The sequence below is a fragment of the Faecalimonas hominis genome (genome assembly GCF_054660755.1).
This window is the reverse complement of the sequence record NZ_BAAHSH010000037.1, coordinates 13,348-32,805: the sequence shown is the minus strand read 5'-3', so window position 1 is coordinate 32,805 and position 19,458 is coordinate 13,348. Positions and strand designations below refer to the sequence as shown.

Here is a 19,458-nt window from a genome sequence, read left to right as displayed (position 1 = left end):
CGGTTTTCCGCAACTGTTTATAATTTACAGTCTTTTTTGATACTGCCTTTGAATGAAGGAAATAAATGTGTAAAGTACCATTGCCATAATGCAGAGAAGAACGATGGACATAAGAAGCCAATCCATTTTAAAGACCTGACTGGAGTAGATAATAAGATATCCTAATCCGCTTTTTGCCGCCAGAAATTCGCCAATTACAACACCCACAAGGCAAAGTCCTATATTTACTTTCATCATGTTCATAATAGCGGGAACAGAACTTGGCAAAACAACTTTTGTTAAAACATGAAATCGGTTTCCGTGTAAAGTATAGATAAGTTTTATTTCTTCCTCGTCCACATGAACAAAATTTGTATATAAATTTAAAATACTTCCGAAAATGGCTATGGACATTCCACAGACAATAATGGTTGTTGGATTTGCCCCAAGCCATACAATCAAAAGCGGTGCGAGAGCCGATTTTGGAAGACTGTTTAAAACAACAAGATAAGGCTCGGTAATATCTGATAACTTTTGGCTGGACCATAGTAAAATGGCAATCAGTATACTGAAAAAAATAACGAAAAGAAAACTGAAAATTGTCTCATAAAGCGTAATGCCAATATGAGAAAAAATACTTTTATCCAAAACCATTGACCAAAAACATTTTACGATTTTTGACGGGCTGCTAAAGACAAAAGAATCAATGATTTCATAGTGCGCGGTAAATTCCCATAAAAGCAGGAAAAGTATTAAAATGAGTACACGGGAAAAAGAGACAATATATTTATGCCTTTTTTGCTTTTTTAAATAAAGCATTTGTGCGGTAGAGATGTCATTCATTTTTATTTAACTCCTTCCATACTAAATTAAAATAATCTTTAAATTCAGGCGTGTTTCTTCTCTGAAGAGGCGTGTCATTTTCTAAATTAAAACGAAGTTCAACTGTCTTTTGAATGGTGGCGGGACGTTTTGATAAAACAAGAACTCTGTCCCCTAAACTAATTGCTTCGGACAAATCGTGCGTGACCAAAATGGCAGTTTTTTTCTCTTTTCGGATAATCTGTCCAATGTCATCACCTACTTTTAATCTTGTTTGATAGTCCAGTGCAGAAAAAGGTTCATCTAAGAGAAGAAGTTCAGGATCTAAAACAAGAGTGCGGACAAGAGCGGCGCGCTGGCGCATACCTCCGGATAATTCTGATGGTCTTGCGTTGGAAAATTCCTTCAAACCGTAAGTCTCAAGCAGTTTTTTTGCTTTTTCTTTTGTTTTCACGGAGAGTTTGTGTTGAATTTCCAATCCTAACAGAACGTTCTGATAGATTGTACGCCATTCAAAAAGGTGGTCGTGTTGAAGCATATAACCTATTTTGTCATTGTTTTCTTTAAGTGATTTTCCCTGAAAGAAAACGGAAGGAGCATCAGGTGTCAGCAATCCGCAGATAATAGAGAGAAGGGTGGATTTGCCGCACCCTGACGGGCCTACAACAGATAAAAATTCTCCTTCCTTTAAGGCAAATGAAATATTATCCAATGCCGGTGTTTCCCCCTCCAAAGTGTGATGAGTATAACTCAGATTTTTAATTTCTAATATATTTTCCATAAAAACCTCCATTTTCCGTATATAGTAGTTTATGTGAGATTTCAAAATGAGTGCTTGATTGCAGTGAGGAGAAAGAGTATAATCTATAAAATAAAGTATTTATGGAGAAAGACAATGAACTATCAAAAAGAATTGGAAAAATTACTGGTAAAATTGGAGAAAGAAGGACGAACTCCAAGACTGTTATTGCATAGTTGCTGTGCACCGTGCAGCAGTTATGTACTGGAATATTTATCAAAGCATTTTGAAATTACGGTATTTTATTATAATCCGAATATCTTCCCGGAAAGTGAATATACAAAGCGTATTTTAGAGCAGCAGACACTTATCGGGGAAATGAAATATCCGGTATCGTTTATTGCAGGAAATTATGACAAAGAGAAATTCTATGAAATGGCAAAGGGGTTGGAACATTTAAAAGAGGGGAAGGAACGCTGCTTTAAGTGTTACGCTCTCAGATTGGAAGAAACTGCAAGACTTGCCAGGGAGGGTGAATTTGATTATTTTACGACTACACTCAGCATCAGTCCGATGAAAAATGCAGACAAATTAAACGAAATCGGCACTATGCTGGGAAGAAAATATGGGGTGGAATATTTACAGTCTGATTTTAAAAAGAAAAACGGATACAAACGTTCAATTGAACTTTCAAAAGAATATGATCTTTATCGGCAGGATTATTGCGGCTGCGTATATTCCATGCAGGAGAGAAAGATAAACGACAACAAAAGACGATAGGAAATGAGGAATGCAAAGATGACAGAGAAATTAAGAGTAGGAATTTTGGGGGCAACAGGTATGGTTGGACAGCGGTTTATTTCTTTGCTTGAAAATCACCCGTGGTATAAGGTAACGGTAGTAGCGGCAAGCCCTAAATCAGCAGGGAAAACATATGAGGAAGCGGTTGGAAACCGATGGAAAATGGATACGCCCATTCCTGAAAAAGTGAAACATCTCACAGTGATGAATGTGCATGAGGTAGAGAACATTGCGGCGCAGGTGGATTTTGTTTTCAGTGCGGTTGACATGAAGAAAGAGGAAATAAGAGATATAGAAGATGCTTATGCAAAGGCGGAGACACCTGTTGTTTCTAACAACAGCGCACACCGCTGGACAAAGGACGTGCCTATGGTAATTCCAGAGATAAATTCGGAGCATTTTAAAGTGATTGAATCGCAGAAGAAAAGGCTCGGCACAACAAGAGGTTTTGTTGCAGTAAAACCAAACTGTTCTATCCAAAGTTATGCGCCTGTTCTCACCGCATGGAAAGAGTTTGAACCGACAGAGGTTGTTGCAACAACATACCAGGCAATTTCGGGAGCGGGTAAAACTTTTAGAGAGTGGCCTGAAATGATAGAAAATATTATTCCGTTTATCGGTGGGGAAGAAGAAAAAAGTGAGCAGGAGCCTCTGAAAATCTGGGGTAAAGTAGTTGAAGGAGAGATTGTAAAGGCGCAGATGCCTGTAATTACAACACAATGTATCCGTGTCCCGGTTTTAAACGGACATACTTCTGCCGTGTTTGTAAAATTTGCAAAGAAACCGACAAAAGAGCAGTTGATTGACAGATTATTAAGTTTTAAAGGTACTCCACAGGAACTGCACCTTCCAAGTGCACCAAAACAGTTTATTCAATATTTGAAAGAAGAGAACCGCCCTCAGGTAAAACTGGACGTAGATTTTGAAAATGGTATGGGTATTTCTGTTGGAAGACTGAGAGAAGATACGGTGTATGATTTTAAATTCGTAGGGCTGTCACACAACACAGTCAGAGGGGCAGCAGGGGGAGCAATTCTTTGTGCAGAGACATTAACTGCGCAAGGTTATATTCAGGCAAAATAATTAAAGTAAAAGGAGAGATGAATAATGGGTATGATTTCTGGAAGTTTTGGTGTGACTTCAAAAGGAAAAGAGGCAACTTTATATACAATTACAAATAAATCGGGAATGAGTATTTCCGTTACGGATTTCGGGGCAACATTAGTGAAGGTTATGGTTCCGGATAAAAATGATGAGTATTTAGACGTTGTCTTAGGATATGACAATGTTACGGGATATGAAAATGGAACGCTGTTTTTTGGTGCGAGTGTAGGAAGATGTGCAAATCGTATAGGAGGAGCAAAATTTACCATTAACGGCAAGACATATTATTTGGAAAAAAATGATTACAGCAACAACTTGCACAGCGGAACAGATTTCTATAACAAAAGAATGTGGGAAGTCCGTTCAAAAAATTATGAGAGTATTACATTTACTTTGCACAGCAGGGGCGGCGATCAGGGATTCCCGGGAGCGCTGGATATGGAAGTAAAATATACGCTTACAGAAAATAATGAGATTAAAATAGAATATTACAGTGTTCCGAGTGAAGATACGATTATCAACATGACAAACCACAGTTACTTCAATTTGAACGGGCATGATTCAGGAAGTGCCATGAATCAGGAAGTGGGAATTGCCGCTGAATACTTTACGAAAACAGATATACAGTCCATTCCGACAGGGGAAATTGTTGCAGTTGAAGATACACCTATGGATTTCCGTGTGAAAAAACCACTGGGACGAGATATAGAGGAACAGTATGAACCACTTATTTTCGGTAGAGGCTATGACCATAACTGGGTATTGGAAAATAATGGTAAATTCGATAAGGTGGCTGAAATGTCTTCAAATGAAAGCGGAATTGTCATGGAAGTGTATACGGACTTACCCGGAATGCAATTATATACAGGAAATTTTGTTGAAAATGAAATTGGGAAAAATGGGGCGGTTTATGATGTGCGTCACGGAGTCTGCTTTGAAACACAGTATTTCCCTGATGCGATTAATAAAGACAATTTCAAAAGTCCTCTTTGTCCTGCCGGAGAAAATTACAGAACCATCACAGTATTTAAGTTTGGTGTAGAGTAATTTTATGGGAAAAGCAGTATATATAGCAGAAAAACCGAGTGTGGCACAGGAATTTGCAAAGGCATTAAAATTAAATACAAAAAGAAAAGACGGTTATTTGGAATCGGAAGAAGCCGTTGTTACATGGTGTGTGGGACATTTAGTTACAATGAGTTATCCGGAAGTGTATGATGAGGGAATGAAACGATGGCGGTTGGAAACGCTGCCGTTTTTGCCGAAAGAATTTTTATACGAAATTATTCCGGCAGTGCAAAAACAGTTTAAGACGGTCAGTGGAATTTTAACCCGTGATGACGTAGACACTATTTATGTCTGCACCGACTCCGGACGCGAAGGAGAATATATTTATCGGCTTGTAGAGCAGATGGCTGGAGATAAGGTAAAAAACAAACTTAGAAAAAGAGTGTGGATTGATTCGCAGACGGAAGAAGAAATTTTAAGAGGAATTAAGGAGGCGAAAGATTTATCGGCGTATGACAATCTTTCAGCTTCTGCATATCTGCGGGCAAAAGAAGATTATCTTATGGGAATTAATTTTTCACGACTGCTGACTCTGAAATACGGTAACAGTATTTCTAACTATCGGCATACGAAATTCACTGTTATTTCAGTAGGAAGGGTTATGACATGTGTTTTAGGAATGGTAGTTAGAAGAGAACGCGAAATTCGCAACTTTGTCAAGACACCGTTTTATCGTGTACTGAGTACATTGAAATTAGACGAACAAAGTTTTGACGGGGAATGGAAAGCGGTGAAAGGCTCTAAGTATTTTGAATCTTTTGATTTATATAAGGAAAATGGCTTTAAAACCAGAGAAAAGGCGGAAGAACTGATTGCATATTTGAGTGAGGAGACTCCTCTTACAGCTCAGGTGGTATCTATTGAGAAGAAGAAGGAGAAGAAAAATCCTCCTCTTTTATACAATCTTGCGGAATTGCAAAATGAATGCTCCAAAAGATTTAAAATCAGCCCGGACGAGACACTTAGGATTGTTCAGGAGTTATATGAGAAAAAACTCGTCACATATCCAAGAACAGATGCGAGAGTATTGTCAACGGCCGTTGCAAAAGAAATATCCAAAAATCTAAACGGTCTATCTAAGTATGAGACGGCGAAACCTTATTTGAGTGATATTTTAAGTTTTGGAAGCCACAAAGGTTTAGAAAAAACCCGTTATGTAAACGATAAGCAAATAACAGACCACTACGCAATCATTCCAACAGGTCAGGGCTTATCTGCCTTACAGTCTGTCTCATCGACTTCAAAACAGGTATATGATACGATTGTGAGAAGATTTTTGAGCATTTTTTATCCGCCTGCGGTTTATCAGAAGGTAAGTATTGTAACAAAAATAAGTGAAGAACAGTTTTTCTCTAATTTTAAAGTGCTTGCAGAGGAAGGCTATTTAAAAGTAGTTGGAATCCCACAGACGAAAAAGGACGCTGAATCTGAGGAAAACACATCGGATTCCGGTTTGTTTGCAGTTGTGCAACAGTTGAAGAAAGGTTCGGTTTTAGAGATAAAGGCGTTGAATATAAAGGAGGGCGAGACTTCACCTCCAAAAAGATATAATTCCGGTTCTATTATCTTAGCGATGGAAAATGCGGGACAACTGATAGAAGATGAAGAATTGAGAGCGCAGATTAAAGGAAGCGGGATAGGTACGAGTGCAACAAGGGCAGAGATTTTAAAAAAATTGTTGAGCATTAAATATTTGTCATTGAATAAAAAGACACAGATGATTACTCCTACATTGCTGGGCGAGATGATTTTTGATGTGGTAAAACATTCCATTCGCTCTCTGCTGAACCCTGAACTGACAGCCAGTTGGGAAAAGGGGCTTACATATGTAGCCGAGGGAGAGATTACCTCGGAAGAGTATATGGTAAAATTAGAAAATTTCATTAAAAGCAGAACACATGGAGTGTTGGGGCTAAATAATCAATATCAACTGCGTAGTTGCTACGATGCGGCTGCACGATTTTATAAGAAAGGAAAATAAATATGGAAAAATTAACGGTAAAAGAATTATTTAACTTGAATGAAACAATTGCAAAAGATTTACTGAACAGCGTTACTTATCCGTGGGAAGCGCTCCCTAAAATCAGTGCATTTATTGTAGAACTCGGTGAAACATTAGATGAAGAGAAATATGAGAAACGCGATAAGGATATTTGGATTGCTAAAAATGCCACGGTAGCGACAACCGCTTACATTCACGGTCCGGCAATTATTGGAGAAAATGCGGAAGTACGTCACTGCGCATTTATTAGAGGAAATGCAATTGTCGGCGAAGGTGCGGTAGTAGGAAATTCAACAGAATTGAAAAATGTAATTTTGTTTAATAAAGTACAGGTTCCGCATTACAATTATGTCGGAGATTCTATTTTGGGATATAAATCTCATATGGGTGCAGGCTCGATCACTTCAAATGTGAAATCTGATAAAACTCTTGTGACGATAAGAACAGAAGAAAATATTGTAGAGACCGGGTTGAAAAAATTCGGAGCAATATTGGGAGATGAAGTTGAAGTGGGCTGCGGCTCAGTATTAAATCCGGGAACGGTTGTGGGAAGCCATACAAATATTTATCCGCTGTCCATGGTAAGAGGATATGTTCCGGCAAAATCCATATATAAAAAACAGGGAGAAATTGCGGAAAAGCAATAAAAATTTATTGACAATTTAAAAAGCCAAGTGTATTATTGTACCAAACAGATAATACACTTGGCTTTTCTGCTGAGTGACGGACAGGAGGAAATGAGATGCTGGAGGTACAGAATTTAAGGAAAAGATATGGTAAATATTTGGCGGTAGATAACGTAAGTTTTACCGTCCCTGATGGGAAGGTAGGTATTTTGCTTGGACCGAACGGGGCAGGAAAATCGACAATTATTAAAAGTATCGCAGGTCTTTTGAAATATGAAGGTGGAATCGGAATTCAAAGACTTTCCTCAAAAACGCTGGAGGCAAAGAAACTTTTTGCTTATGTTCCGGAAATTCCGGCGATGTTTGAGGCGCTTACGGTAAGAGAGCATATTGAATACATACGAAAAGCATATGAAAGCAGGATTACGGACGAAGAGATAAAACAAGTATTGGATAGATTTGAACTTTGGGATAAACAGGATAAGTTGGGGAATGAATTATCGAAAGGTATGATGCAGAAAGTCAGCATTTGTTGTGCGTTGGCACTTCAGCCAAAAGTAATTTTATTTGATGAACCTATGGTTGGATTAGATCCTAAAGCTATCAAAGAGTTAAAAGAAGTTGTATTGGAATTGCGGGATAATAATGTCACTGTTTTAATCAGCACACATATGCTGGAGATGGTTAAAGAACTGTGGGATATTATGTATGTAATGGAAAAAGGAAAAATTATCGGAACATATACAAAAGAAGAGTTGGGGGAAAAAGATATTGACGATGTGTTCTTTGAATTGACAGGCGGTGATGAGTAATGAAAGCGCTTTGGTATGTGACGAAAAGAAGCGGAATTAACTTTATGAAAAAGGCAGTTAAAAAACCAACCACCTATCTGTTTCTCGCTGTTATTTTTATATATGCCATTATTTTGGGCAGCGGGGCGTTTGCATGGAGGGTATCAGGTATTTTTACTGAAAATATAGCATTGGTTACTTTGCTGACAATATGGACTACATTTATTTTCTTTACTAATTTTGTTACTTATGCGAAGAAAAAGGGAATTATTTTTAAACCGAGCCACACACATTTTATTTTTACTGCGCCAATATCGCCTAAAGCGATTCTTCTCATGGGAGCAATGAAAAACTATATGTTCAGTTTTGTTATGACACTCATTATTTTTTACGGAGAATTGGTTGTTTTTCAAATCAGTTTTCCAAAAGCACTGCTTACTTCGTTTGGTATGCTTATTTTGGAACTGATCTTTGAGATGAGCCTGATTATATTTTTGTATGCAAACGAAAAAATGTCTTTCAAAACGACAACGTGGATTTGCAGAAGTATTTATGTTTTTCTTTTAGGGGTAGTGTGCGTGGCTGTTTTCTATTTCAGAGAAAATGGAATGTCACCGGAAACGCTTACTCAATTTGTGGATTATCCCGTTATTCAGATGATTCCGTTTCTTGGGTGGAATATAGCCGTTTACCGTATGGTGTTTTTAGGGGCAACAACGTTAAACGTAATCTGCAGTATTTTATATTTTCTGTCTGTTGCAATTATGTTTTTTATTGCTTACAAAATGAAATGTACGGGCGGATATTATGAGGAAGCGGCAAAATTTGCCGATGATTATGTGGAATTTCGTAATAAGAGCAAAAACGGTGAGATGGTAATGTCCATCGGAAAAAAGAAAACGTTTAAAAAAGCGGTGAAAATGGACTATAAAGCGTCGGGAGCGAAAGCGATTTTTTATCGCCAGTTATTAGAATATAAAAAGGAACGATTTTTCATTTTTGGAGGCATGACTCTTGTAATAATTGGCATTGCGTTTTTATTTATAAAAATAATAGGGGTTGAGAACGGGATACCTCCTCAGGTGATGCTGTTACTCGTTATGGCGTACATTATTTTCTGTGCTACCGGTTATACCGGAAAATGGGAAAAAGAGTTGAAAAATCCATATTTATATCTTATTCCGGATACCCCTGTGAGAAAAATGTGGTATGCAACGGTAATAGAACATATCCGCTCGTTTATCGATGGCAGTATATTGGCGGTTTCTCTTGGAATTGCATGGAAAATCCCTGTATTTGAAATTGTTTTGGCGATTGCCATTTATGTTGTGCTGCAGGCAAATAAACTGTATATGCGTGTACTGGCAGACTCTATATTAGGCGCGTCTTCGGGAGTAAACGTAAGAAATATGATTTATATGCTGTTTCAGTCGGCAACGCTTGGCATGGGGGCACTATTTGGCGCTGTAGCGGGAATATTTATCAGTATGAGGTTGCTCTTCCCAGTTATACTAATTTATAGTATACTAATGGTGATATTGATAGGTCTTTTGGCATCTTCAAGATTTGGTGAGATGGAACAGGCCGGTTAAAGTTAGGAGGGAAGATAATGCTTCAAGAAAATTTTGTTACATTTGAAATAGGCAAGAGAAAAAACATCGCACTGGTTGCCCACGATGGAAAGAAAAAAGAATTAGTCGAATGGTGCGAAAGAAATAAAGAAATTTTAAGAGAACATTCTCTGTGCGGAACGGGAACAACTTCCAGACTTATTACAGAAAGAACAGGACTTAAAGTAAAAGGATATAACAGTGGACCACTTGGAGGCGACCAGCAGATTGGCGCGAAAATTGTAGAGGGTAACATTGATTTTATGATTTTTCTTTGGGATCCTCTGGAAGCACAGCCACATGATCCTGACGTAAAAGCGCTGCTTCGTATAGCGGTAGTCTATGATATACCGATTGCAAATAATCTGTCTACGGCAGATTTTATGCTGCACTCAAAATATATGACGACAACTTATAACAGAAGAGTTGAAAATTTTAATAAAAAAGTGGAAGAACGTGTCAGTCAGATGAAATAAAATGTTAAAATATCTCCGCAATGATAAGGGCGGAGATATTTTTCTTGAGAAAATGATATAAATGTGATATGGTATATACAATTCTACAAGAGACAATTCAGACAAGGAGTATCTCACTCCCATTTCCCGCAGAATTTAAAATAGAATAAAGAAGGTGACAGCGGCAAGAAAGTGTTGACATTTGAAAAAAAGTATACTACTATATTACTAGAAAACGAACATAGGTTCGCATGAAAAGGAGATTATTATGGCAACAGACGATAAATTAAAAGCATTAGATGCAGCGATATCTAAATTAGAGAAAGATTTTGGTAAAGGGACGGTAATGAAACTGGGTGATGCCGGTGCTAACGTGTCAGTAGAGACTGTTCCTACAGGTTCTTTAAGTCTTGATATTGCATTAGGACTTGGAGGAGTTCCTAAGGGACGTGTAATAGAAGTATACGGTCCTGAATCAAGCGGTAAGACAACAGTTACTTTACATATGATAGCGGAAGTTCAGAAAAGAGGAGGAATTGCGGGATTTATTGATGCGGAACATGCATTGGATCCTGTATATGCGAAGAATATAGGGGTTGATATTGACGAACTGTATATTTCTCAGCCGGACAGCGGTGACCAGGCTCTTGAGATTGCAGAGACAATGGTTCGCTCAGGAGCAATGGATATTGTAGTTATTGACTCAGTGGCAGCGTTAGTTCCGAAGCAGGAAATAGAAGGGGATATGGGAGACAGCCATGTGGGACTTCAGGCGAGACTTATGTCGCAGGCTTTGAGAAAACTCACTCCTGTTATCAGTAAGTCAAACTGCGTTGTTATTTTCATTAATCAGTTGCGTGAAAAAGTCGGTGTGATGTTTGGTAACCCTGAGACGACAACAGGTGGACGTGCGTTAAAATTCTATGCTTCTGTTCGTATGGACGTGCGAAGAATCGAGACATTGAAACAAAGCGGTGAGATGGTTGGAAACCGTACAAGAATCAAGATTGTCAAGAATAAGATAGCACCTCCGTTTAAGGAAGCGGAATTTGATATTATGTTTGGAAAGGGGATTTCCAAAGAGGGCGATGTTTTAGATTTGGCGACAGGTATTGACTTAGTAAATAAGAGCGGTTCATGGTATGCCTATAACGGAGAGAAAATCGGTCAGGGACGTGAAAATGCCAAAACTTATCTGCACACACACCCTGAGATTATGGAAGAACTGGAAGCAAAAGTCCGTGAACACTATGGACTTGGCGTCACAAAAGAAGATAAAGAGGAAGAGTAAAATGGTTGTTACTCAGATAGAACCTCTGACAAAGACAAAATGGAAGGTTTATATTGACGGAAAGTTCGCTTTTGTATTATACAAAGGTGAGCTTTCCCGTTTTCGTATTGTGCAGGGAGAAGATGTTTCAGAAGAAATCTATGAGAAGATAAAGAATGAAGTGATTTTGAAGAGAGTCAAATTGCGGGCGTTACATCTTTTAAATCAGATGGATAGGACGGAAGAGCAGTTAAGGACGAAGTTAAGACAGGGACATTATACAGATGACATGATTGATACTGCAATTTCTTATGTGAAATCTTTTGGATATATTGAGGACAGTGCCTATGCGAAGCGGTTTGTTTTAAGCAGACAGGACAGTAAAAGTCGAAAAGAAATCTATGCAAAATTATGCCAGAAAGGTATAGCAAAAGATGTGATTGCGAACGCCATGGAAGAGTGCTATGAAGATGGCGAGGAGTTAACCGCAATAAAAAAACTGGTTGAAAAAAAGCGTTTTGATCCATATAATGCTACTGACAGTGAGAGACAGAAGATATATGGATATCTGGCGAGAAAAGGTTTTTCGTATGATAGTATCCGTCAGGTGATACAAATTTCTGACTGGAATGCTTGACAGATTTAGCAAAACAGTATAAAATTTAAGTGTTGTATTTGTACAATGAAAATTAAATAAGGAGGTGCTCCTGTGCCAAGTATTAGTATAATTATTGCTGTAGTTATTACACTTGTTATAACGGCAATCGTTACTTACTTTGCTACCGTTTCCAATTTGAAGAAGAATGCAGATTCCAAGATTGGCAATGCGGAAAGTAAAGCGAGAGAAATAATAGATGACGCATTGAAAACAGCTGAAACAACTAAGAAAGAAGCTCTTTTGGAAGTAAAAGAAGAGTCTATTAAGACGAAGAACGAACTTGAAAAAGAGACAAAGGAACGCAGAGCAGAATTACAGCGATATGAGAAACGTGTGCTTTCCAAAGAAGAAGCGCTGGATAAAAAGGCAGATGTAATTGAGCAGCGTGAGGCAAACTTTGTTGCAAGAGAAGAACAAATCAAGCAGCGTGAAGTGAAAGTAGAAGAGCTTAGCAAACAACGTGTGCAGGAACTGGAAAGAATCTCAGGACTTACCTCCGAACAAGCAAAAGAATATCTGTTAAAAACTGTTGAGGAAGATGTAAAGCATGACACTGCGAAGATGATCAAAGAATTAGAAACGCAGGCAAAAGAAGAGGCAGGGAAAAAGGCGAGAGAGTATGTTGTTACCGCTATCCAAAAGTGTGCGGCAGACCATGTTGCAGAGACAACTATTTCGGTTGTGCAACTTCCAAGTGATGAGATGAAAGGAAGAATTATTGGTAGAGAAGGACGAAATATTCGTACTTTGGAAACACTGACGGGAGTAGAACTCATTATAGATGACACTCCGGAGGCAGTTGTCCTATCAGGATTTGATCCTATCAGAAGAGAAGTTGCAAGAATCGCATTGGAAAAACTTATTCTTGACGGTCGTATTCACCCGGCAAGAATTGAAGAGATGGTTGAGAAAGCGCAGAAAGATGTGGAAGCGATGATTCGTGAAGAAGGTGAGAATGCAGCACTTGAAGTAGGTGTTCATGGAATTCACCCTGAGTTGATTCGTCTGTTGGGAAGAATGAAATTCAGAACAAGTTATGGTCAGAACGCGTTGAAACATTCTATAGAAGTTGCGCAACTGTCAGGACTGCTTGCAGGTGAGATTGGGTTAGATGTCAGAATGGCAAAACGTGCCGGTCTTTTACATGATATTGGTAAATCTATTGACCATGATGTGGAAGGATCACATATTCAGATTGGTGTTGATTTGTGTAGAAAATACAAAGAATCAGCAGTTGTAATCAATGCCGTAGAATCACATCACGGTGATGTGGAACCTGAGACATTAATTGCTTGCATCGTACAGGCAGCAGATACTATTTCTGCCGCAAGACCGGGTGCAAGAAGAGAAACATTAGAAACATATACAAACAGATTAAAACAATTAGAGGACATCGCAAATCAGTTTAAAGGTGTCGATAAATCTTTTGCTATTCAAGCAGGTAGAGAGATTCGTATTATGGTAGTTCCAGAACAAGTATCAGATGCAGATATGGTACTTTTGGCTAGAGATATTTCTAAACAGATTGAATTTGAATTGGAATATCCGGGACAAATCAAAGTAAATGTGATTCGTGAATCACGTGTTACGGATTATGCAAAATAAGAGAAATAGAACCCTTGTCAGATGACAAGGGTTTTTTAATGGCATGAGAAATTCATGAAGAATCTTATGCCGGTAAAACATACTACTGAAAGAGGGAAAAAAATGGGAGAACAATTGAAAAGAACAGACAGAACGTTGAAATACGAAGGTTCTATTTTAAAAGTATATACAGATGAAATACAGCTTCCAAACGGAAAGAAAACACACTGGGATTATATTCATCATAATGGTGCGACTGCTATTATTCCGGTCAGAAATGACGGAAAGATTTTGATGGTGCGCCAGTATAGAAATGCGCTTGATAGGGAAACGTTGGAGATTCCTGCCGGCAAGTTAGAGGATAAAGATGAGAAGCCTTTGTTATGCGCCATGCGCGAATTGGAGGAGGAAACAGGATATGTTGCCGGAAAAATGAGTCATCTGATTACTTTGCGCACATGGGTTGCCTTTACAAACGAGAAAATAGAGGTGTATGTGGCGGAGGAGTTAAAATCCACTGCCCAGTGCTTAGATGAAGATGAATTTATCAACGTGGAAGCGTTCACAATGGAGGAACTAAAAGAAAAAATTTTTAGTGGAGAAATTCAGGACGCAAAGACAATTTCTTCATTACTTGCGTATGAGGTGTGGCAGAAAAAAGAATAAAAAAGAAGACAAGGCATATAATGAAATATCTGAAAGAATGGAGGAATCTAATTGAAAGTACATCAAAGCAAAGCCTATATAACAGCGTTTTGTGTATTGGGGTTTTTCACGGGTATCTTATATGCCAATATCGTCTCAAATCAAATTTTTAGTACATCGGGGATTTTCAGTGAATATTTTCTAAGCCAATATCCTTCGATTGAAATTATTCCGGAAGAATATCTTTTTTATATTTTACGGATAAGGGTTGTTCCGTTGCTTTTTCTGATTCTGCTTGGTCAGACGAAAATAAGAAAAGCAGTCATTTCCATTTTCCTTTTTTGGACAGGATTTTCGGGAGGAATTCTGATTGTGTCTGCTATTTTCCGCATGGGAATGAAGGGAGTTCTTTTGTTTATCATAGGAATTATGCCCCAGTTTATCTTTTACATATTAGCGTATGTGGTTGTTATCTGGTATTTTTACACATATCCAATGTCCAGATGGAATTACGGTAAAACGGCTTTTCTTGTCTGTATGATGCTGTTTGGTATTCTTACAGAAATATATGTGAATCCTATTTTGATGAAAATGTTTGTACGAACCATATAAAAGCAGGTCGCAGTAATATGCGGCCTGTTTTTATGAAGAAAGATATTTTCTAAGAAAAACAACGGACAGAAAAGTAACCAGACATTGACTGACGAGAAGTCCCCAAAGGTATCCGATGATACTGAATTTGGGAATCAATATGAAGATGCCTGCGATACGGATAAGAAGACCGGTCGTGTTGATGAAAAATGTAGTCGTAGTCTTTCCTAGTCCGTTTAATGTGCTGATTAAAGTGTTGTTCGTATACAAGAAAGGACAAATCCATGAAAGAGTTAAAATAAATTTACCTGCAAGTGTACTGTGAAAAAGAATATTTCCAATAAAATTCCCAAACATAAGAAAACCTATCGTACAGAGAAAGCCTAAAGTAAATATGTAAAGAGTGACTTTTTTAACAAGAGTGATGAGGTGCATTTTATCATTTTGTGTCTGTATTTCAGCGATAGTCGGAAGAAGCATTGTGGAGACTGAGTTGGTGATGGCAGATGGAAATAAAATGCAGGGCAGCGCCATTCCTGTCAATACTCCATAAGTGCTTAGTGCATCGGAGTTTGTCAGTCTGTATAAAATGAGACAGGAAGGAATCGAGACGGCTTCAATGCTCTGCAGAATATTCAACAGTATCCTGTTTGCGGTAAGCGGAGCAGACAGACGAAACAGTTCGATACCGGCAGAAAGCGTCCCCTGCATTTTTGAAACGGTATTTTTGCCTGAAGGTTTTTTGCGGGAAAAATAAAAAACACAGTAAAGGGAGGAAATGATTTCTCCACAGACAAGTCCGAAGACAGCGATGGAAACGGACGGCGCCATATGTTTTTTGGACATCAGGTAACATACACCGTATACGAAAAGAACACGCGAGATCTGTTCTGCCAACTGAGAAAGGGCGGGAACCCGGGTTCGTTTCAAACCGAGATAATATCCGCAAATACAACTGTGTATGGAGGAAAATGGAAAAGCATAAGAAACAGCGAGAAGTAAATTTGTACAGCGGGTATCGTGCAGAAAATTTTTTGCAATAAAAAAAGCATGTTTTTGTAAAAAAAACATTGTGCAAAAAGAAAGACAAAAAGACATTGTAAGTCCAACAAACAATGTCCGGCGGGCTTCAGCATGTCTGTGGAGAGAGTGTTTTTGTGCAACAATACGGGAAATGGCAATCTCTATGCCTGCTGTTGTCAGGGAAAATCCAAGTGCAAAAACAGGGAAAATAAGTTGATATAATCCGACACCTTCTTCACCAAAGGTATGGCTTAAAAAAATCCGGTAAAAAAATCCGATAAACCGGCTGAGAAAACCGGTTGCAGTCAAAACAAAAGTTCCTTTAATAATTGCATTTTTTTTGGACATAAAATGACTCCGATATTGTTTCCTTAAAACATATTCATGAAATGACCTTGACAGAACAAAAAAGGAGTGATATTCTACAAAAGGAATTCCTAGTAAAGTAGTAGGGATTTGAAAAACGGAAATAAAGAAGGTGAAAACTTGAAACTATCAACAAAAGGAAGATACGGGTTAAGAGCCTTGATTGATTTAGCGCAGTATAGCGAAGTAGAACCGGTTTCGATTAACAGTATTTCGGCGCGTCAGGGAATATCCGAGAGATATTTAGAACAGTTAATGGCACTGCTGAAGAAAGCAGGGCTGGTAAAAAGTATCAGAGGAGCCGGAGGAGGCTATGTACTGGCGAAAGAAAAAGAAGATATTTCGGTAGGAGATGTTTTGCGGGCGCTGGAAGGAAAGTTAGAACCTGTAGAATGCTCGGGGTTTTCGGCGGAAGAAAGTTGTGAGGCAGCTGGTGGCTGCGTAACGAAATATGTCTGGCAGAGAATCAATGAAAGCATTAATAATACAGTTGATGAAATCAAACTTGACCAGCTTGTGCGCGAAAGCAAAGCGATGAATTCTATTGAAAAATGTGAACATAGAGATTGTAACAAATAAGCGGGAGGACAGAAAAAATGGAAAGATTTGTTTATTTAGATAATGCGGCAACGACAAAAACGGCACCTGAAGTTGTAGAAGCAATGCTTCCATATTTTACTGAACATTATGGAAATCCATCAAGTGTCTACAGTTTTGCTTCTAAAAATAAAGAGGTCATTACAAAACAGCGTGAGATTATAGCAGATGTACTTGGGGCTTCGGCAAATGAAATATATTTCACTGCCGGAGGTTCAGAGTCGGATAACTGGGCATTAAAAGCGACGGCGGAGGCTTATAAAGATAAAGGTAATCACATCATCACAACGAAGATTGAACATCATGCTATTTTGCACACGGCGGAATATTTGGAAAAACAGGGATTTGAAGTGACATATTTGGACGTAGACGAAAATGGTATTGTAAAGTTGGACGAGTTAAAGAAAGCAATCCGGCCGACAACGATTCTTATTTCCATTATGTTTGCCAATAATGAAATCGGAACAATACAGCCGATAAAGGAAATTGGAGAGATTGCAAAAGAACATGGTATCTTGTTCCATACAGATGCGGTGCAGGCATTCGGACAGATTCCGGTAAATGTAGATGAATGTCACATTGACATGCTCAGTGCAAGTGGTCACAAATTAAACGGACCAAAAGGAATCGGTTTTCTTTATATTAGAAAAGGCGTAAAAATCCGTTCGTTCGTACATGGCGGGGCACAGGAGAGAAAGCGCCGTGCGGGAACAGAAAACGTTCCGGGAATCGTAGGGTTTGGAACAGCCGTAAAACTTGCAGTTGACACAATGAAAGAACGCACGGATAAAGAAATTCAATTAAGAGATTATATGATTGAAAGAATCTCTGAAGAAATTCCATATGCGAAATTAAATGGAGATGCAAAGAAAAGACTTCCAAATAACGTGAACTTTAGTTTCCGTTTTATCGAGGGAGAATCTTTGTTAATCATGTTAGACATGAAAGGAATCTGTGCATCAAGCGGTTCGGCATGTACATCGGGGTCTCTGGATCCGTCGCATGTTCTGTTGGCAATCGGTCTGCCGCACGAGATTGCACACGGTTCACTTCGCATGACATTGAGCGAGGAAACAACAAAAGAAGATATTGATTATGTAATAGATAATTTGAAAGATATTGTAAGTAAATTGAGAAGTATGTCACCACTATACGAAGACTTTGTAAAAAAACAAAATAAATAAGAAAGAAGGACAAGAATATGTATACAGAAAAAGTAATGGATCATTTCCAAAATCCAAGAAATGTAGGAGAAATAGAAGATGCAAGCGGCGTGGGAACAGTAGGTAACGCAAAATGCGGAGATATTATGAGAATGTATCTGGATATTGATGAAAATCAGGTAATTCAAGATGTTAAATTCAAAACGTTTGGCTGTGGCGCTGCCGTGGCAACAAGCAGTATGGCTACAGAATTAGTAAAAGGAAAAACAATTTATGAAGCATTAAAAGTGACAAATAAAGCGGTTATGGAAGCTCTTGACGGACTTCCGCCGGTAAAAGTACACTGTTCATTGTTAGCGGAAGAAGCCATTCACGCAGCGTTGTGGGATTACGCGGAAAAAAACGGAATTAAAATTGAAGGATTAGAAAAACCAAAATCAGATATTCATGAAGATGAAGAAGAGGTAGAAGAATATTAATATGGAAAAGAAAAAAGTAGTTGTAGGAATGTCGGGAGGCGTAGATTCATCGGTGGCTGCTCATCTGTTAAAGGAGCAGGGATATGATGTGATCGGTGTTACCATGCAGATATGGCAGGACGAGGACAGAGCCATTCAGGAAGAAAACGGCGGTTGTTGTGGTCTCAGTGCAGTTGACGATGCACGACGCGTAGCGGGTCAGTTGGAGATTCCTTACTATGTGATGAATTTTAAAAAAGAATTCAAAAAAGAGGTCATCGACTATTTTATTGAGGAATACCGTCAGGGAAGAACTCCGAATCCGTGTATTGCCTGTAATCGCTATGTAAAATGGGAATCTCTTTTAAAAAGAAGTATGGATATTGGCGCGGATTATATTGCAACAGGTCATTATGCCAGAATTGTCAAATTGGAAAACGGGCGTTACACACTAAAGCGTTCGGCAACATTGGCAAAAGATCAGACGTATGCTCTTTATAATCTGACACAAAACCAGTTGTCTCACACGCTGATGCTTGTGGGTGAATATACGAAAGATGAAATCCGTCAGATAGCAGAAAAGATTCATTTACAGGTGGCCAACAAACCGGACAGTCAGGACATTTGCTTTGTGCCGGACGGAGATTACGCTTCATTTATTGAAGAGACGACAGGAGAAAGAATACAGACAGGGAATTTTGTTGATTTAAACGGTAATATTCTCGGACAGCATAAAGGGATTATCCATTATACGGTCGGGCAGCGGAAAGGTCTTGGACTATCTTTGGGACGCCCTGCTTTCGTACTGGAAATCCGTCCGGAGACAAACGAAGTTGTTATAGGTACAAATGAAGATGCCATGTCATATACTTTGCGTGCCAACCATTTGAATTTTATGTCCATTTCTGATTTGGAAGGGGAAATGCATGTGTTCGCAAAAATCCGATACAATCACAAAGGCGCATGGTGTACAATCAAAAAAACATCGGAAGATGAAGTGCTTTGTACTTTTGATGAACCGCAGCGTGCGATTACTCCGGGACAGGCGGTAGTGTTCTATGACGACGAATATGTAATTGGCGGCGGTACGATTATAGGAGTGTAAC

Annotated in this window: 20 protein-coding genes; 17 read left to right on the top strand and 3 right to left on the bottom strand. The window is 38.7% G+C overall.

What is annotated here, in order from left to right:
- Positions 1-24: 24 nt before the first annotated feature.
- Entirely contained in the window at positions 25-822 is a 798-nt protein-coding gene (locus ACYQ35_RS07070; RefSeq protein WP_009756920.1) for an ABC transporter permease, read from the bottom strand.
- Positions 815-1,582, bottom strand: coding sequence for an ABC transporter ATP-binding protein (locus tag ACYQ35_RS07065; protein WP_459831634.1), 768 nt, complete (start codon positions 1,580-1,582; stop codon positions 815-817). The genes ACYQ35_RS07070 and ACYQ35_RS07065 overlap by 8 nt, the downstream gene beginning before the upstream one ends.
- A gap of 114 nt (positions 1,583-1,696) precedes the next feature.
- On the opposite strand from ACYQ35_RS07065, the gene ACYQ35_RS07060 reads away from it, so the two are divergent.
- From ACYQ35_RS07060 to ACYQ35_RS07000, 13 genes are all read left to right on the top strand, one after another.
- Positions 1,697-2,320: an epoxyqueuosine reductase QueH gene (locus tag ACYQ35_RS07060; protein ID WP_009756922.1), complete on the top strand. Its 624-nt coding sequence runs from the start codon at positions 1,697-1,699 to the stop codon at positions 2,318-2,320.
- Positions 2,321-2,338: 18 nt separating this feature from the next.
- Positions 2,339-3,424: an aspartate-semialdehyde dehydrogenase gene (gene asd, locus ACYQ35_RS07055; protein ID WP_009756923.1), complete on the top strand. Its 1,086-nt coding sequence runs from the start codon at positions 2,339-2,341 to the stop codon at positions 3,422-3,424.
- Between the two features lie 24 nt (positions 3,425-3,448).
- Positions 3,449-4,492, top strand: a complete 1,044-nt coding sequence (locus ACYQ35_RS07050; protein WP_009756924.1) for an aldose epimerase family protein — start codon at positions 3,449-3,451, stop codon at positions 4,490-4,492.
- Positions 4,493-4,496: 4 nt separating this feature from the next.
- Positions 4,497-6,494 carry a DNA topoisomerase gene (locus ACYQ35_RS07045; protein WP_459831628.1) on the top strand — a complete coding sequence of 666 codons (1,998 nt, stop codon included), beginning with the start codon at positions 4,497-4,499 and terminating at the stop codon, positions 6,492-6,494.
- A gap of 2 nt (positions 6,495-6,496) precedes the next feature.
- A complete protein-coding gene (locus ACYQ35_RS07040) occupies positions 6,497-7,162 on the top strand; it encodes an acyltransferase (protein ID WP_459831625.1) in 666 nt (221 codons plus the stop codon).
- A 95-nt stretch (positions 7,163-7,257) separates the two neighbouring features.
- Positions 7,258-7,953, top strand: a complete 696-nt coding sequence (locus tag ACYQ35_RS07035) for an ABC transporter ATP-binding protein (protein WP_009756927.1) — start codon at positions 7,258-7,260, stop codon at positions 7,951-7,953.
- A complete protein-coding gene (locus ACYQ35_RS07030; protein ID WP_459831619.1) occupies positions 7,953-9,524 on the top strand; it encodes a putative ABC exporter domain-containing protein in 1,572 nt (523 codons plus the stop codon). The genes ACYQ35_RS07035 and ACYQ35_RS07030 overlap by 1 nt, the downstream gene beginning before the upstream one ends.
- A 17-nt stretch (positions 9,525-9,541) precedes the next feature.
- The gene (locus tag ACYQ35_RS07025) at positions 9,542-10,018 is read left to right on the top strand and encodes a methylglyoxal synthase (protein WP_009756929.1); all 477 of its coding nucleotides are present in this window, start codon (positions 9,542-9,544) and stop codon (positions 10,016-10,018) included.
- A 247-nt stretch (positions 10,019-10,265) separates the two neighbouring features.
- Complete coding sequence (recA, locus tag ACYQ35_RS07020) at positions 10,266-11,288, top strand: recombinase RecA (RefSeq protein ID WP_459831614.1); 1,023 nt, start codon at positions 10,266-10,268, stop codon at positions 11,286-11,288.
- Between the two features lies 1 nt (position 11,289).
- A complete protein-coding gene (locus ACYQ35_RS07015; protein WP_009756931.1) occupies positions 11,290-11,904 on the top strand; it encodes a regulatory protein RecX in 615 nt (204 codons plus the stop codon).
- A gap of 72 nt (positions 11,905-11,976) precedes the next feature.
- Positions 11,977-13,530 (top strand): ribonuclease Y, encoded by a 1,554-nt coding sequence (gene rny / locus ACYQ35_RS07010; protein ID WP_009756932.1) that lies wholly within the window; start codon positions 11,977-11,979, stop codon positions 13,528-13,530.
- 102 nt (positions 13,531-13,632) lie between these two features.
- Positions 13,633-14,175 carry an NUDIX domain-containing protein gene (locus ACYQ35_RS07005; protein ID WP_009756933.1) on the top strand — a complete coding sequence of 181 codons (543 nt, stop codon included), beginning with the start codon at positions 13,633-13,635 and terminating at the stop codon, positions 14,173-14,175.
- Positions 14,176-14,226: 51 nt separating this feature from the next.
- The gene (locus tag ACYQ35_RS07000; protein ID WP_459831606.1) at positions 14,227-14,766 is read left to right on the top strand and encodes a stage II sporulation protein M; all 540 of its coding nucleotides are present in this window, start codon (positions 14,227-14,229) and stop codon (positions 14,764-14,766) included.
- Positions 14,767-14,796: 30 nt separating this feature from the next.
- Here the strand turns inward: ACYQ35_RS07000 and ACYQ35_RS06995 are convergent, their stop codons facing one another.
- A complete protein-coding gene (locus ACYQ35_RS06995; RefSeq protein WP_459831603.1) occupies positions 14,797-16,116 on the bottom strand; it encodes a putative polysaccharide biosynthesis protein in 1,320 nt (439 codons plus the stop codon).
- Positions 16,117-16,254: 138 nt separating this feature from the next.
- Here ACYQ35_RS06995 and ACYQ35_RS06990 point away from each other — a divergent pair, with 138 nt between their 5' ends.
- The 4 genes from ACYQ35_RS06990 to mnmA are packed head-to-tail and all read left to right on the top strand — an operon-like array spanning position 16,255 to position 19,457.
- Complete coding sequence (locus ACYQ35_RS06990; protein ID WP_009756936.1) at positions 16,255-16,713, top strand: RrF2 family transcriptional regulator; 459 nt, start codon at positions 16,255-16,257, stop codon at positions 16,711-16,713.
- 17 nt (positions 16,714-16,730) lie between these two features.
- A complete protein-coding gene (nifS, locus tag ACYQ35_RS06985) occupies positions 16,731-17,915 on the top strand; it encodes a cysteine desulfurase NifS (protein WP_016361559.1) in 1,185 nt (394 codons plus the stop codon).
- A gap of 17 nt (positions 17,916-17,932) precedes the next feature.
- Positions 17,933-18,373: a Fe-S cluster assembly scaffold protein NifU gene (gene nifU, locus ACYQ35_RS06980; RefSeq protein ID WP_009756938.1), complete on the top strand. Its 441-nt coding sequence runs from the start codon at positions 17,933-17,935 to the stop codon at positions 18,371-18,373.
- Between the two features lies 1 nt (position 18,374).
- Positions 18,375-19,457 carry a tRNA 2-thiouridine(34) synthase MnmA gene (gene mnmA / locus ACYQ35_RS06975; protein ID WP_459831596.1) on the top strand — a complete coding sequence of 361 codons (1,083 nt, stop codon included), beginning with the start codon at positions 18,375-18,377 and terminating at the stop codon, positions 19,455-19,457.
- The last annotated feature ends 1 nt before the right edge of the window (position 19,458 follow it).